The following is a 12,555-nucleotide window of genomic DNA, read 5'->3' as shown; positions in this document are numbered from 1 at the left end:
CTACCTCACTGTTCCAGGCCGGTCGGTGTGATCAGTACCGGGTAGTGCTCCAGCTCCAGCCGCTCGGCGATGTCGTCGCCGCTCACCGGCCAGATGGCCAACTCAGGTACTATCGCCTGGATGCGCTGCAGCGCCGCGGCATCGGGGACCTCAACGGCCAAACCGTTGGCGCCCAACCGCTTCAGCGCCGGCGCGTGCTGCGCCAGCCACGCCAATGAGGTGGCGTCCGCCCCAACCAGGAACAACGGAAGCATGCCTGGCAGGTCCAGCCCTCTGCGTGGCACCTCCCCTGGAGTGAGGCGCGCGCTGCGCACCGGCAGCATCCAGTTCAGTGTGCGTGGGTCGGGTTGTTCGACCGGCGCGGCCGATTCGGTGGCCATGGCAGGGGGCGTTGGCACAAGCCATACCCCGACGGCCAGCGACCACACCAGCCAACTGATCAGCCTGTCCCGGCGAACATCCATCATGAGCGTGGCCCTCCAAGGCTGGGCATGGCGGCTTCAAGGCGTTGCCAGTGCTGGCTGAACTGCGTGCGGTAGCGCGCCGCCGGAGCCCCTCCCGCAGGCCGGTGGTAGCGGCCGGCGGCAATGACCCAGTCACCGACGTCGGCGTAGTGCGCGCGCAACAAGTCGGCGGTGACGGCGAGGTTGCTACGCGGATCGAGGGCATCGCAGGCGGTGGGGTAACGCTCCGGGTGGTAACCCAGGTTGGTTTGCCCCAGGCCGACGTCGATGCGCTTGGGGTCATGCCGGGTGAGCGCCACGGTGAGTGCGCTGCAGGCCTGGTCACGGGTGGCGAAACGCTGCGGCGTGCCGGCCACATTCAAGGTCCACGGCCAGGGAACAAGCTGCCCACGCAGCGGCGTGCCGCTCTCCTGCTGGGCAATGGCGAACAGCACCGAGGCCGGGATGCCGGCCTGGGCGGCGGCCAACTGGTAGGCCGGCGGGGGCAGGCCGCCCGCTTGGACCGCAGTCACCCCCATCAGGGTCAGGGCGAGGCTCAGTCGACGCGCTGCCATTTCCCTTCCACCTGTTGGAAGCGTGCGGGCAGGGGGCGGCTGGCGCCGAGAGCGAACCAACGGCCACGGTCGTGATTGAGGGTGACCTGGCCGCTGCCAATCTGGGCAGGGCTAATGCCCACCTTGCGCGCCCATTGCCGAATGCGCGCATCGTCGCCCTGGCTGCCCACCAGGTAGAGGTCCAGATAAGCGCCCTTGTTCAGCCATTGGCGGAGGCTGGCCCCGCAGGTCGAGCACGGGTCTTCAACAAACACCGCATAGCGCGCGTTGCTCGACGGGGGAGCGGCATCACTCATCCCCTGCACCGGCAGCAGCCCCGGGAACAGTCGTGCCCAAGCCGCGGAGTAGGCTTTCTGATAGGCCAGTTCGCGCTCGGCGCGCTTGGCTTCGAGTCGTACCTGCAGCTCGGCGTAGCGCTGACGCTCCTGGTCCGAGTCGGCTTCCACGCCCAGGGTGGTCAGCGGGTCGAGTTGCGGTGACCAGTACTGACGGGGCCCCCTCTGCAGGCGCTCGAACTTGGCCCATTCGTCATCGGTCAGCCCCCAGACCTTGGCCTGTGCTGCGGAGCGAGCTTGCTGCAGTGGAGCCTGCTCGCTGGACTGCTGCTCCGTTTGAACCGTGGCGGGTGCACTCCATCCCGATCCCGGTACCAGGTAGATGGGGAATAGGAGCAGCGAGAGAGTGGTGATCCGGACCATATGCACCTCGTCACGGCAGGGGCAGCGAACGTTCGCCGAGGCCAGGCACCTGGAATACGGCCTGATTCCGGCGAATGGTCTTGAGCTGCCAGCCGTTCAAGCTGTCACCGGACTGCAGCAGGTGAACGGTCGACAGGGCATGCGCGCCGGCCGGTTGAGCCGAGACAAACCTAACCTCGCCACGGGTCTCGACACCCAGCAAGGTGAATGGTGGCATCGGGGTTTGGGTTTTGGCGGCCGGTTTGGCGGAGGCTGTAGGCTGGGGTTGTGCGGATGGCGCAGCCGGTCGAGCCACGAGGGCGTGGACGGCGGTCTCGGCGTTGCCCAGTCGCTGTTCCAGCGCGGCCAGATCGGCCTTGGTCGGGCCCGGCGGTACCGCTCGAATGACTTTGAGCGAAGCGCTCACCTCATCCAGCTGTTTGCTCAGTGTCGCGAAGGTCGCGTCCTGTTGGCGCTGATGCTCGTCCAACGCTTTCACTTGCGGCGGGAGTGTCGCGAGGGAGGCGCCGAGTGCATCGAGGTCCCGTCGCAGCGCTGGTACTGGATCAGCCGGAGCATTCTTGGCAGCGACCAGGAGCGCGGTCAGTTGTTGCTGGTGGTTGTAGGTCACGGCGGCCAGTACGGCGGCGCCGAGGCACAGAGCCCCGAGCACCAGGGCCTGAAAGTGATGGACCTTCATGGCGCGATCTCCAGGGGCGGGCGAGGTGGGGCGGGCACCGGTGCGCGAAGCGCGTAGCACACGCTGCGTTCGACCGGGTCGATCACGAGCAACCAGGCCGGGCCGCCGAGGATGGTCAAGGCGTCCAGCAGCGCCATCGGCCCAAGCTGGTGTTGTACGGCCGGCAGTGAGCGGCTAAATAAGGTCGTTACCTCAGCGCGGTTGGCGCAGAGTGAGTAGCCCGAACGCTGCAGCACGTGGCGCAGGGCGTCACCGACTGTTGCGTGAAGCGTCGGTGAAATCTGCACGGTGATGAGCTGGAACAATGGCTGGCGTTGCTCCAGCGTCGGCTGTGTGTTGACCAGGGTGTAGCGGTCCTGGCGGACCCACGCAGGCGACTCTGACAACGGCTTGGACGGGGTGGCCGGAGCTGGTACGGCTTTGGCTGGCGCCATCGGTGGGGTGATGGCAGGCGACGTGTTGCAGCCTGCCAGCGCGAACATCAGGACAAGGTAAGGAAGTGGGGGTGTGTGCATGAGCAGGTCTCGACAGAAGTTGTCGACACCTTGGCAACGCTCGCGAGGTGCACCCACTGAAAAACCGAAGTTGCCCGCTCTGTTTATCGGGCCCAAGGCATAAAAAAGGCGCCCTGCGGGGCGCCTTGGGTCAATCGTCAGCAAATACCGGCAGTCCGTCCAGCGGGGCTGCATCGGGGTCGAACACCAGGAAACGCGTGTCGGCCTGGCCGGCCAGCAGCAACAGTGTCATCAACACCGGTGGTACCTGTTCGTCCAGCAGGCGCGTGCAGACGTCTGCCGCTGAGCAACCGAGGCCGCCCACTTGGCCGCTGCGGTGCCAGGGTGTCGAGTACAGCTTGCAGCCGACGGACCGGTTGCTGACCAACCGGAAGCATTCATAGAAGCCGGCCGGTCGTTCGCTGCGGGCACGCTGCTCAAGGTAGGCGTACGCGTCGGCCGGTAGGTGGGATGAGCTGATCTCCCAGCTGCGGCTGTACTGGCCGGTGGCAAAGGACAGCTGCTGCATCAGGTGATTCGCAGCTTCCAGGCTGGGAAGGTCGCCGAGGTGTACCGAGCCAATCAGCCGTTCGGCCGTGACCTGGTACAGCACAGTGGTGACCACACCGTCCGCGGGCAACTGCATGCGAAGGAACCCAGAGACATCCTGGCCTTCCGTGATGACCGCGCAGTCGTCATCGAAAACGCAGGCCTGACAGTTGATGTGATCGTCGTCCAGGTCCAGCTGGGCGGTGTGCAGGGGACGGTAGCAGGGCGGGCACTGGTCGTCGTAGTGGATCTGGACCACGCGTTCGCAGGCGAACGCATGGAAGCCTCGAGCAAAGGGGTTGGGGGTTGAGGTGAGCATGGTGGCGCTCCAATTAAAAGAGAACGCCACCCCATGCAGGCGGTGGCGAGAGAGAGGGTTAGATCCAGCCATATTCGGCCAGGGACAGGGGCTGACCTTCGCCAACGATGATGTGGTCCAGAACGCGGACCTCGACCAGCGCCAAGACTTCGATTAGGCGGGTTGTCAGCACGCGATCGGCGCCGCTGGGCTCAGGGCAGCCGGAGGGGTGGTTGTGGCTGAGGATGACCGCGGCGGCGTTGTGCGCCAGTACCTTGACCACCACTTCGCGAGGGTAGACCGAGGCGCCGTCGATGCTGCCGAAAAACAGCACCTCGAAGTCCAGCACGCGGTGCTGTGAGTCGAGATAGAGTAAGGCAAACACCTCGTGGTGATAGGGCGCCAGGCGCAGCTTCAGGTAGGAGGCGGCGTCGGTAGATGTGATCAGCACTTCGCCGCGCTGGAAATAGCGTTGGTCCAGCAGCTGCAGGGCTTCGCTGATCAACGCATCTTCGTGGGCGCGCTGGGTCAGGACCGGGTCGAGGGGCTCGACCAGGGTCAATGGCGTGCTCATGGGCAGAACCTCGTGTGCAGAAGCGCTCCGGGGGGAGGCCTCAGGTGGGTGGGATCAGGCGGTCACAGGCGGGTGAAACGATGACGGGTGCCGTGCAACGGGGAATGGCAGGCTTCGCAGGGGCGAGTGGAGAAGGGGTCGATGCCGACGCCGGTGTCCGGATTGAAATCAGCGCTGAGCGGCATTAGCGCCTGCAGCTCGATACGCATCTGCGCAATTCGCTGGTCGACTTCGGCCTCGCTGTAGTACAGCGACAGCGCGCTGAAGTCGTCGTAGGCCACGGCATGCAGGCAATCCTCACAGAGCCAGTAACTTTCCATGGCAGCCTCCGGAAGTGAGAAAAGGCGCTCATGCGAGCGCCTCTGTGGTGGGCGTCAGTCTCAGGCAGGCTGCGTGGCCTGGTCCTGAGCCTGATCGGCACTGTGTGAAGGATTCGGTGCATGCTCTTCTGCCGCTTGGGGCGGCAGTTCAGCCGAGGAAGCATCCTGCCGAGCTGGCGCTTTGTAGGTGAGTTGACCGTTGACCTTGATCCATTCGATGAAGATCAGCCGGCCTTTGAGGCTGGCGCCGGGTTGGCCTTTGCGCTCACCTTTCTCGTAGGTGAAGGCATCGACCCAGAGGTCGCCAATGCGAAACGCGATCAGCACCTTGCGTTCGGCACGGACATCCTCGAGGTGTTCGCGGATCAGCCGTTCGGCTTCACCGCCAGCGACCTTGCAGTCGAAGCGGGTGTACTCGACGTCATCCGACGCACCGTGCAACGCGGCAATGTCGCAGGCCATGAAAGGTTGGCCGCGACGTACCGGCACTTCGTGCACGCGGTTCAAGTAACCAATGCCTTGGGTGTGCAGGTTGAAGTAAGTGGTGGGGGCAGCAGTGTTTGCCGTGGTCATGGTGAATCTCCTGTTTGCGAGAAACGCGGATATTCACCGGCCCTGGCGGGGGTGAGTCCGCAAGGGAAGGTCAGGTGCAACAGCAGTGGTGTAAGAGCGCTCATCATCGCGGGGAGCGATAACCGTGCGAGCCGCCGAACGCTAGTCGCACTTTGGGAGGAACCACTCTGGGGGAGCGTAGCCTTGCAGGTCCCGGCTACCTGGTGCTGTCATCGACAGCGTGGTGCAGTTCATCTATAGAACGGTGCGCAGCGCTCGTCAACAGCGGTTTTGACTGGGTTCAGAGGTGTGGATGTGGGTGGTGCACAGTAGATTCAAACGCGCGAAAAAATAGCCCAACGGTTGTCGGGCTAGGAACAGAAAGGCCACCCTTGATCTGGTCCATTGACAGCGAAGTCGTCGCTTCACTTCAGCTGTCGCGTCACCCTGATCAACCGACCCTTGTCGTGGCCTGGGTCGGGATAACTGGCACGCATCCGCGCACAAACGGCGCCCATTATTTCGCCGGCGGGCACCGGCACTGAGCATCGTCGCCGAGGCGGATGACCCCTACAGCCTGCAACAGGTCGCACGGGTCATCCGTCTCGGGAACCTTGGACATCCGGAACAGCGATACAGCACGGTGAAAGAGGCTCCGAACTCAACGAGTCTGGCCGAGCTGCCCGGAGCGAATCGGCCTGGGGTCGCCAAACGGCGAGGGGCCTGTTCACTACAACAGTGACGGTCCCTAGCGTCAAGCAGTCAGGAACGCTTCGGCTTGGCAAGCGCCGCGCTGGCCTTCACTGGCTTAGTACCCTTGCAGTCTGGGTAGCGCACACAGGACCAAAAGTTACCGGTGCGGCCTTTGCGCTGGCGCATGGGGCTTCGGCACACGGGGCAGGCGGGACTTTTCGAACGGGGTAGCTGCAGGTTCAACGAGGCTTGGCTGCGCACCACCTGGGTGAGCCAGGCCGACTGCTTGGCGAGAAACGCCTCGACACTTAACTGCCCAGTCTCAATTCGCGCCAACGCTTGTTCCCACACCGCAGTCATCACCGGGTCAGCCACCTCACGCGGAACGGCTTCGATCAACGTGTGGGCGGCGGCAGAGGCTGCCAGGCTGCGCTTTTTCTTGGTCAAGTAGCCGTGATCGATCAGGCCCTGGATGATCGCGGCGCGGGTGGCCTCGGTGCCGATGCCAATGCTGTCTTTCAACGTTTGCTTGAGGCGCACGTCGGCCACCTGGTTGGCGATGGTTTTCATCGCTTTGACCAGTGTACCTTCGGTGTAGGTTTTGGGTGGCTGGGTGCGCTGCGTGTTGACCTTGGCGTCGCGCACACCAACCGACGCACCTTCCTGCAAGGTGGGGAGCCGCTGCGTTTGCTCGGTTGGCTCACTGGCATCGGCTTCATCGATCACGGCTTTCCAGCCACGCACCTGGATCTGTTTGCCACGGGCCTGCAGCTGATCGGCCTGGCTGCGCAGCTGCACCTGGGTTTTCAGGTATTCGTGGTGGGGCAGAAACTGCGCCAGGTAGCGGGCGCGGATCAGGGTGTACACGGCGCGCTCACGCTCGGACAACTGATCGAGCGGGATCACCACGGCGGTGGGGATGATACCGTGGTGGGCGGTGACCTTGCTGCCATTCCAGGCGCGGGAGCGCCGTGTCGGATCGAGTTCCTTGAAGCGCTGGCCAAGCGCCGGGTCGGCTGCGGCCAAGGCCTTCAGTACGCGCGGTACCTCGTCCAGCATGCTCTCTGGCAGGTAGCCACAGTCGCTGCGAGGGTAGGTGGTGGCCTTGTGGGTTTCGTACAGTGCCTGCGCCACACTGAGGGTTTCCTGCGCGCCCAGGCCGAGTTTGGCCGAACAGACTTCCTGCAGCGTGCCCAAGTCGAACGGCAAGGGCGGCCCTTCCGTCACGCGTTCAACGTCGACCCGCTCCACTTGTACTGAACGCGCAGCTGCCAGGCGCCGGGCAACCTGCTCGGCCGCCGCTTGATCAACGCAGTGACCGGCATCATCGCAGTGCGCAGCGGGTGGCTGCCAGCGCGCCTCAAACTCCGCCCCGTCAGCGTGCAGCACAACGTCCACGGTCCAGAAAGGCCGGGCGACGAAACTGGCGATGGCGCGATCACGCTCCACTACCAGGCGCAGGGTGGGCGTTTGCACACGGCCCACGGGCAGCGTGCCGTCGAAGCCGGCGCGGCGACCGAGCAGGGTGAACAATCGGCTGAGGTTGATGCCCACCAGCCAATCTGCCCGGGATCGGGCGAGGGCACAGTGGTACAGCGGCAGGGTTTGTTCACCCGGCCGCAACGCCGTCAGGGCCCGACGGATCGAAGCGTCGTCGAGGGCGGACAGCCACAGGCGAAGGATAGGCCCCTGATACTGGCAGCGCTCGAGGATCTCCCGAGCAATCATCTCGCCCTCGCGGTCAGCGTCGGTGGCAATCACCACCTCGGCGCAGGCCTGCAGCAGCCGGCTGATGGCCTTCAACTGCGCGGCGACCTTGGGCTTCACCACCAGTTGCCAGTGCTGCGGGATAATCGGCAGGTGCTCCAGCGACCAGCGCTTGAACTGATCGCTATAGGTTTCCGGTGGCGCAGTCTCGAGCAGGTGGCCCACGCACCAGGTCACGGTCACTCCGATGCCCTGCAGGCAGCCATCGCCGCGACGATGGGCTTGCAGCACCCGGGCGATATAGCGGGCTTGGGACGGTTTTTCGCAAATGTAGAGGCGCATGACGTGGCCCCCTCGGTCAGGTACCGACAGGGTGGTCGCGTGACTGGGGAGTGCTAGGGAAAAGCTGAACTGGTCGAGATCATATCGGTGTAGCCGCCAGCGGCGAGCGAGTTACCGCTGCGCGAGGTGCGCGGTCACGGTCTGCAGAAGGTCCAAGGCAAATTGCTTGTCCGTCTCGCCAAGTTCCTTGATCAGCGAGGCAATCTTCTGCCCCTGGTCCTGTGGGCGAGGACTGATGGCCAGTAGCAGCTCATCGGCCGGACAGCCGTACATGTCCGCCAACTGCAGCAGCTTGGGCACGGTCAGTTCGACCTTGCCACGCTCCATGCGCGACACCGCTTCGGTGCCGATCTCCAGGCGCTCACCGACTTGCGCCTGGGTAAAGCCCTGCGCGCGGCGGTAGTTGGCCAACTGGCGGCCGATGTGTTGTGGGCTAGGCTCTTTGACTGGCAACGGGGTGGCTCTCCAATTCAACCCGTATGGTTGACCAGCCACCCAAGGATATGAACGCGCTAAAAGGTTGAATATCAACCTAACGGGGCGTATCACCCAATGAGAGTACGGTGACCTGATCGTCACACGGAGATAGCGGATTGGACGAACTTGAGCAGCATGAAGCGGATGCGTTAGCGATCAAGGCCTGCGAGTTGTTCACGGCCACCCATCAGGAACCGGACAATCAGGCGGCGAGGGCCAGGTTGATCGCGTGGATCAAGGAAGCGCCAGCGCACTGGCGGGCGTTCCTTGCCCTGGACCAGTACCTGGCGGAGGTCAAAGGGTTGATCGAGGGGGACGACCTGCAGGGCGTCGCCCGCCGTGCGGGGCGCAGTGACTGAGCGGTCCCGCGCTGAAAGGCACGGTTCCACTGACGTCCACCCGCTCAGGTCGATTTGCGTGTGGTTTTCTTGCCGGCCGGCTTGCGGTTGCTGCCACCATTATCACTGGCCTTCTCGCGCATGGACACGCTGGCCAGGCGGTGGGGCAGGATGCCGATGTGCCGCGCCTCCACCTTGAACGTCACCCGGGCGTTGTCCTCGCTGTCTTCCCACTCATCCTTGACCGTGCGGCCCATGACCAAGACGCGCATGCCTTTCTGGTACAGGGTGCTCCAGTGCTCGGCATCGCGGTGCCAGAGCTCGACCGGAGCCCAGTAGCCGCCGCGGTCTTCGTAGCCGCCCTCGCGCGGTACTGGGTTGTCGAAATAGACATTCAACCGCAGCAGCCGCTTCGGCTCGTCCGGGTTGTTGTTGAACTCCTGAAACTCAGGCGGACTGCCGATGTTGCCTTCGCCAACAAAGAACGTGCTCATGGGTGATTCTCCTCGGTGGTGGTATCGAAAAGGACGTCATCGGCATACGCGAGTTTGAGGGCGCCGGTGAGTACCTGGCGATAGAGCGAGTTCAGGCTGCTCATCTGCAGGTTGAGGACGATCCGGTTGGCTTCCAGCTGGTACAGCGCCTGGCGCAGTTCTGGCTGCAGCAGCGGATGTGCCATCGCCTGCTGCCAGACCTCCACGCCCATGCGCTTGAAGTCCGGGCTGCGCCAGCGTAGGAAGCAGGCGCCCTGGGAGCTGTGCTGGACGCTCAGTCGCAACTCGAGCAACGAGAAGGGTGGCTGCGCCATGATCGCCAGCATCGCGGCCATCAGCGTCTCGAGTTCGCCTCGCAGCTGTTTGATTGTCTCGGCGAACTGGGCCAGCTCCCCCTTACCCTTAAAAGGCTTTAAAAGGCCTTTTAGAGAGGCACTGTGTTCAAACTCGCGATAGGCCTCGGATGACAGGCAATGGGCGATCGCTTCGGGCAGTGTCATGCTTCACCGCCTTCGGCGGGGTCGCCGGGCGAAGGTTCCACGTCGTCAGCAAGTTGATCGGCCTTAGTGGGCAGTGCGGGCTTGGCGCTGCGCACGATGGGCGGCGCAAATTGCGAGCGCCGCGTACCTTCGAGAATGTCCTGGGGCGGAGTGCCGAACTTGTCGACGGCTTCGCGGGCGCGGGCGTTGTTGGCGGCCATGTCGTCGCGGCTTACCCCGGCCAGTCGGAACTGCTGTGCCATGCTGAACAGGCTGCGCAGCAGGTGGGCGCCACCATCGATCCAGTACTCCATGTCGACCCGGCCAATCAGCGCGGTGTGGTGGGCGAGCAGCACGCGGCGCACCAGGCTGTCGTAGTCAGTCAGCAGGTAGACGGCGAGAAACCCCAGCTGGCTGCCGATGAACAGGGGCAGGGTGACAGGGTGGATGTTCAGGTTGTCGCCGATGCTGACCTGAGTGGGCAGGTCACGTTCGACCAGTTTGACTTGCTCGGTCAATGTCAGCAGCTCGGCCTTGGCCTGCATTACCTTGTCTTCGAGTTGCAGCATGAACCAGTCGGCGAAGGGGTCGTCCTGACTGCTCGCCTGCTTGAGCAGGTTGGTCACGCTGATGTAGCCCGCCATACCCATGATGCCGAACACGCCTTCGCGTGCGGCACGGCCTTGCCACAGTCGTGCTGCGTGATGCGTGTGCAGGGTGAGGGTGATGCTGCTGCGCAGTGAGCCCAGGTTGAGCTGGTAGTGGTCGACCATCGCCAGATCCTCGCCGTCGGAATGACGCCGACGATCTGCGCTCTCAGGCAACCTGGCAGTGATCAATGTGAACGCGATGGGCTCACATTGCCCCTACTTTCGATGGTCCTGCGATTGATGCCACTGTGATCAAATCCACTGAGTGCCAACGCCGCTAACTGCTTCATCCTGGCATTGGTCAATGTTGCGACCTCACAGCCATCACGCAGATCACACTCCTCGAGCAATGGTGTCTGGCTGGAAGACGTCACTGGAGTGATGCCACTGCGATCAAATCCATAGAGGTCCGCTGACAGTTGGAGACCTGAAAGACTCAACGCGCAGTTACGTTGTTCCGCTCACAACACCGCAGCGAAGCTTGAGCTGCTCCAGGTACGCCTTGGCCAGCGGCGAGGCCACCCGGCTTCCGGATTCCCGTGAGCGCTCATCAGCCGGCTCAGGCGGGCGAATGCGCTTGCGCGGTGCTGGTGGTACATCTCTTCGTGCGGCCCAAAGCGTGAATTCGCCCTGGCAGGCTCGCTTGATCAGCCCCAACAAGTAGGCAATGGGTTTGCGGATGTCGCCGCGGCTACAGCGAACCGCTGCTTCATTGATCACCGCTTGTCGCTGTTCGGGCTCGAGCTGGCACAGCGCCTGGACTGCCCGGCGCTGTTCATTCGGACTCAACTGCAGACCCTCTGGCCAAGCGGCGCTGCCATCGGCCGAGCTGGGCGGTACTGTACTTTTTTTGCTTTGTTTTTGTACGGTACGGTCGAGCGTCGGATTCCGAACGGCAGCCGTAGCCGGGAAATTTACGCTGGGTTCGGAATTGGTCGAGGACGGTGCGGCAGACCGAACGCAGTGCGCCTCGCTTAGTTCGGAATGCTCGACATGGCTGTCGGCCTGCAGCGGCAAGGTCTGTTGAGCGCCTGTTGCGGGGAGCGAAGCCATCATGGCCAAGGCCTCGTCAGCCACCTCCGGATCCGCCCGTAGCTCTTGGAGAAGATGCTGAGCGAGATCGCGCACGCCTTTGGTGGCGTGGGACAGGTTTTGGCTGATCAGGGGCAGGTAGCCGGCATCTTGGTCGATGGCTTGTGCGGGTGACAGCGGCGCGTCGTGCAGCACGTACACGCAGCCGCGCAGGTAACCCTGCTCATCGCGATACCGTTCGCTCAGGCTGAGCCAGCGGGTAGCACGCAGCACATTCAGCGCGCGGGCGATGGTCTCGCGTGAAGCCTGCGCGCCACAGGGGCTGGTCGCCAGGTATGGCTGCAGGTCCTGATAACGTGGGGTACGCATTTGCCGCTCGGTGATCAACCAGCGCAGCACTAACCAGAGATTGCGCTCCACGGGCGTGAGCCGGCGATCCTGCAGCAATCCCCGCGGTAACGGTTCGTGGCTGCCGTGGTACACGAAGCCCGGCCCCTCTGCCAGTGCACGGGCAGCCTTGGCTTGTTCGGCCTGCTCCAGACAGCGCTTGAGCGTGACCATGCTCTGGCGCACCACATCGGCCCAGTCCACGGTGTAGAAATTCAGCATGGGATACCTCCGTAAAGCTCGATCTGCTGCCAGATCAGGGTCAGGCTGATCTGCTGTTCCTCGGCCAGCATCATCATTGCATCAAGCGGTTCACTGTCCGGATCTTCAGCCCGCAACTGGCGCCAGCGGTTCCACACCGCATGCTCCTGAGTCTCGCTGAGCTGGACGGGGCGGCCGCGATGGGTCTCGATCTTCAGGATGCGTCGGCGCAACGCCGTCTCGGAATGGTCGAGGCCGAAGCAGCGGTACATGATGTTTGAACTTGCCCCGAGCTTGAGGGCACGGTTGATCAGCCGCTCGTTCAGCTCGTCGCGTTCGGCCTGGGCGATCAGGCGCCGCAGCACCGTGGTGTCGACCTTGATTTCGACCCAGGCGATCGTGGAGTGCGCCAGGTGGGACAAGGTCGTAGGCGGCAGCGACTGCAGCACCTCGATGTCCTCGTCGCCGAGGCCCAAGGCCTTGCAGCGTTGCAGCCGACCATGGCGCAGCTCATGCAGGACCTGGTTCAACATGGCGTGGTTCAGCAGATTGAACGACGTGCTCATGCGGCAC

The 12,555-nt window shown here is 63.7% G+C and carries 17 protein-coding genes; 1 reads left to right on the top strand and 16 read right to left on the bottom strand.

What is annotated here, in order from left to right:
- Nucleotides 1-5 precede the first annotated feature (5 nt).
- The 11 genes from AACG97_RS15735 to AACG97_RS15685 all read right to left on the bottom strand — a co-directional run bounded on the left by AACG97_RS15735 (nucleotide 6) and on the right by AACG97_RS15685 (nucleotide 8,377).
- On the bottom strand, nucleotides 6-467 hold the full coding sequence (locus tag AACG97_RS15735) for an integrating conjugative element protein (protein ID WP_225786230.1): 462 nt from the start codon (nucleotides 465-467) through the stop codon (nucleotides 6-8).
- Complete coding sequence (locus tag AACG97_RS15730; RefSeq protein ID WP_197885986.1) at nucleotides 464-1,018, bottom strand: transglycosylase; 555 nt, start codon at nucleotides 1,016-1,018, stop codon at nucleotides 464-466. The genes AACG97_RS15735 and AACG97_RS15730 overlap by 4 nt, the downstream gene beginning before the upstream one ends.
- On the bottom strand, nucleotides 1,000-1,716 hold the full coding sequence (locus tag AACG97_RS15725; protein WP_225786229.1) for a TIGR03759 family integrating conjugative element protein: 717 nt from the start codon (nucleotides 1,714-1,716) through the stop codon (nucleotides 1,000-1,002). Before AACG97_RS15725 ends, AACG97_RS15730 begins: the two co-directional genes overlap by 19 nt.
- 10 nt (nucleotides 1,717-1,726) lie before the next feature.
- Nucleotides 1,727-2,395 carry a hypothetical protein gene (locus AACG97_RS15720; RefSeq protein ID WP_197885984.1) on the bottom strand — a complete coding sequence of 223 codons (669 nt, stop codon included), beginning with the start codon at nucleotides 2,393-2,395 and terminating at the stop codon, nucleotides 1,727-1,729.
- A complete protein-coding gene (pilL2, locus tag AACG97_RS15715) occupies nucleotides 2,392-2,910 on the bottom strand; it encodes a PFGI-1 class ICE element type IV pilus protein PilL2 (protein WP_197885983.1) in 519 nt (172 codons plus the stop codon). Before pilL2 ends, AACG97_RS15720 begins: the two co-directional genes overlap by 4 nt.
- A gap of 130 nt (nucleotides 2,911-3,040) precedes the next feature.
- Nucleotides 3,041-3,757: a DUF5983 family protein gene (locus AACG97_RS15710; RefSeq protein WP_225786228.1), complete on the bottom strand. Its 717-nt coding sequence runs from the start codon at nucleotides 3,755-3,757 to the stop codon at nucleotides 3,041-3,043.
- 58 nt (nucleotides 3,758-3,815) lie between these two features.
- Nucleotides 3,816-4,310 carry a JAB domain-containing protein gene (locus tag AACG97_RS15705; RefSeq protein ID WP_197885982.1) on the bottom strand — a complete coding sequence of 165 codons (495 nt, stop codon included), beginning with the start codon at nucleotides 4,308-4,310 and terminating at the stop codon, nucleotides 3,816-3,818.
- A 62-nt stretch (nucleotides 4,311-4,372) separates the two neighbouring features.
- The gene (locus AACG97_RS15700) at nucleotides 4,373-4,630 is read right to left on the bottom strand and encodes a hypothetical protein (RefSeq protein ID WP_197885981.1); all 258 of its coding nucleotides are present in this window, start codon (nucleotides 4,628-4,630) and stop codon (nucleotides 4,373-4,375) included.
- A gap of 60 nt (nucleotides 4,631-4,690) precedes the next feature.
- Entirely contained in the window at nucleotides 4,691-5,203 is a 513-nt protein-coding gene (locus tag AACG97_RS15695; protein ID WP_197885980.1) for an STY4534 family ICE replication protein, read from the bottom strand.
- A gap of 741 nt (nucleotides 5,204-5,944) precedes the next feature.
- Nucleotides 5,945-7,924: a DNA topoisomerase III gene (locus AACG97_RS15690; RefSeq protein WP_197885979.1), complete on the bottom strand. Its 1,980-nt coding sequence runs from the start codon at nucleotides 7,922-7,924 to the stop codon at nucleotides 5,945-5,947.
- Between the two features lie 111 nt (nucleotides 7,925-8,035).
- Entirely contained in the window at nucleotides 8,036-8,377 is a 342-nt protein-coding gene (locus tag AACG97_RS15685) for a helix-turn-helix domain-containing protein (protein WP_225786227.1), read from the bottom strand.
- 140 nt (nucleotides 8,378-8,517) lie between these two features.
- On the opposite strand from AACG97_RS15685, the gene AACG97_RS15680 reads away from it, so the two are divergent.
- Nucleotides 8,518-8,760 (top strand): hypothetical protein, encoded by a 243-nt coding sequence (locus AACG97_RS15680; RefSeq protein WP_197885978.1) that lies wholly within the window; start codon nucleotides 8,518-8,520, stop codon nucleotides 8,758-8,760.
- 44 nt (nucleotides 8,761-8,804) lie between these two features.
- Here the strand turns inward: AACG97_RS15680 and AACG97_RS15675 are convergent, their stop codons facing one another.
- From AACG97_RS15675 to AACG97_RS15655, 5 genes are all read right to left on the bottom strand, one after another.
- Nucleotides 8,805-9,233, bottom strand: coding sequence for a single-stranded DNA-binding protein (locus AACG97_RS15675; RefSeq protein ID WP_013972310.1), 429 nt, complete (start codon nucleotides 9,231-9,233; stop codon nucleotides 8,805-8,807).
- A complete protein-coding gene (locus tag AACG97_RS15670) occupies nucleotides 9,230-9,733 on the bottom strand; it encodes a DUF3158 family protein (protein ID WP_013972311.1) in 504 nt (167 codons plus the stop codon). Before AACG97_RS15670 ends, AACG97_RS15675 begins: the two co-directional genes overlap by 4 nt.
- Entirely contained in the window at nucleotides 9,730-10,485 is a 756-nt protein-coding gene (locus tag AACG97_RS15665) for a PFL_4669 family integrating conjugative element protein (RefSeq protein WP_197885977.1), read from the bottom strand. Before AACG97_RS15665 ends, AACG97_RS15670 begins: the two co-directional genes overlap by 4 nt.
- 324 nt (nucleotides 10,486-10,809) lie before the next feature.
- The gene (locus AACG97_RS15660; protein WP_197885976.1) at nucleotides 10,810-12,003 is read right to left on the bottom strand and encodes an STY4528 family pathogenicity island replication protein; all 1,194 of its coding nucleotides are present in this window, start codon (nucleotides 12,001-12,003) and stop codon (nucleotides 10,810-10,812) included.
- Complete coding sequence (locus AACG97_RS15655; RefSeq protein ID WP_013972314.1) at nucleotides 11,997-12,548, bottom strand: DUF2857 domain-containing protein; 552 nt, start codon at nucleotides 12,546-12,548, stop codon at nucleotides 11,997-11,999. The genes AACG97_RS15660 and AACG97_RS15655 overlap by 7 nt, the downstream gene beginning before the upstream one ends.
- Nucleotides 12,549-12,555 lie beyond the last annotated feature (7 nt).

This window comes from Pseudomonas sp. Nvir (assembly GCF_963778085.1).
GTDB classification, from domain to species: domain Bacteria; phylum Pseudomonadota; class Gammaproteobacteria; order Pseudomonadales; family Pseudomonadaceae; genus Aquipseudomonas; species Aquipseudomonas juntendi.
Note: the sequence above shows the minus strand (reverse complement) of the source record. Positions and strands in the feature narration are given on the sequence as shown.